The following is a 1,673-nucleotide window of genomic DNA, read 5'->3' as shown; positions in this document are numbered from 1 at the left end:
TTGTGGCATAAGCCTATTAGTGAACTGTTGATTAGAGGTGGTTCTCTTAGTGATGAACCTTTGGATTCATTTTTGGAAGATAAAACTTTTTGTGGTGATACTGCTTTGAGATTGTGTTCAAGTTATAGATTGCGAGAAGAAGAGAGGTTTTCGGTATATTTAGATAGTGCCAGTTTTGTGTATCTTAAAAATATCACATTTTTGTACAATCAGGCCTTGGCTTTGCGAATTACGAGTGTTCCCAAAATATTGCTAGAAAATGTTGTTTTCAGACACACAAATCATGGTTTTAAAATTGATGGTGTTGACAATCTGACTTTAATTGGAATTGAAATTGAGTCCAATAAGAATGCGTCTGTTGCGGAGGGAGTGAATGCAATAATGAGGGGAGGAGTTGTCAAAAAAAATATAAATGGATTGAACTTTACTCGATTTTCTAGCATTAAGATCACTGGTGGTGAATTTAGTAACAATACGGGTGTTGCATTAAATCTTGGTGATGTTGTAATTGCTAGGCTTTCTGAGAACAATTTTGTAGAAAACAAAGTAGGACTTAAGACTCATTCGTTAGATTTGTTGATTCGTGACTTTTTTGTGAAAAATGAGCTTGGTGTGGAGATTATAAAAAACTCTGATGTTAGTGCTCGTGTTGTTGACGTTAGTATGTATCAAGAAAATGTTAAAGATAAAGAGGAGGCTGCATAATTTGGCTATCAGTGATGATGATTTTGAAGAAATTAAAAGGCGCTTGCAGGCTGATAATGTAAAGATACAGTTTGGAGTTGGGAATATGGAGCAAGCTAAAACTTATATYGGTAAACTTGGTGAACCAATTGTAGTTGAGGATAAGGGYTTGTTTGCTATTTGCGATGGAAARAGTAGTGAGAATCGAAAATATTATCCAATTAACAGAGGRTTGTCGCCTTCTGCAGATGATGATACTTTGGATTCTTATATCAAAGATTTGATTGCAACTTGTTTAGAGAATACTTATCCAGGTTTTTTGACTTGTGAATTTGCACGAGAAGGATCAGAACTTACTAGGTCAAAATTAATTGAGGCTTTTGAAGCTACTAAAAAGTTCTGTTTGCCAGATGGTAGAAGTCTTCCTGAAAATTGCTTTGTAAGAGAAAAATTTGGGATATCATCTGCTCCAAGTCTTTCAGGCAGGTTTTTAAGACATTATGACAATAATGGTTCCTATGATTATGTTCGTAGTATTGGAGATACTCAGAGTGATTCTTATGAGAAGCATTATCACTATATTGATAGGAGCAAAATTGATTTTGATGGTAATTTGATAAAAAGTTTTCGGGAGCTTAAGAGGTCTGGTGATTGGGGTGTGGGTAATTATTACTTTGTTTATGATATGTCATATGGTGATTATATTTCGAAATATAAATTTCCTGATCGTACAGAGACTAGCGGTTATGATGAGACTAGACCTAAGAATTTAGCGTATCTGTGTTTCTACAGATATGATTGGTGAGTTTGTTATGAGTATTAGTAATGAAGATTATGAAGAGATAAAAAAGAGAATTATGGATAGTAATATCCGCATACAATTTGGACTTGGTGATTATCTTGATTCTAAAGGTTATATTGGTGGACTTGGTGAACCAATTGTTCTTAAAGATAAGGGTGTATTTGCGGTTTGTGATGCAAGAAGTATA

At 34.3% G+C, this 1,673-nt stretch carries 2 protein-coding genes; both read left to right on the top strand.

Features of this window, described 5'->3' with window-relative positions:
- Positions 1–705 (top strand): right-handed parallel beta-helix repeat-containing protein (locus U881_RS10320; RefSeq protein WP_200861704.1); only part of this gene is annotated, 705 nt, incomplete at its 5' end.
- Between the two features lies 1 nt (position 706).
- A complete protein-coding gene (locus U881_RS0100815; RefSeq protein WP_024652956.1) occupies positions 707–1,489 on the top strand; it encodes a hypothetical protein in 783 nt (260 codons plus the stop codon).
- Positions 1,490–1,673: the final 184 nt, after the last annotated feature.

Origin of the sequence: Borrelia persica No12 (assembly GCF_000500045.1) — a bacterium.
Taxonomy (GTDB): Bacteria; Spirochaetota; Spirochaetia; order Borreliales; family Borreliaceae; genus Borrelia; species Borrelia persica.
The sequence above is the reverse complement of the archived record's forward strand: the minus strand, read 5'-3'. Positions and strand labels throughout refer to the sequence as shown.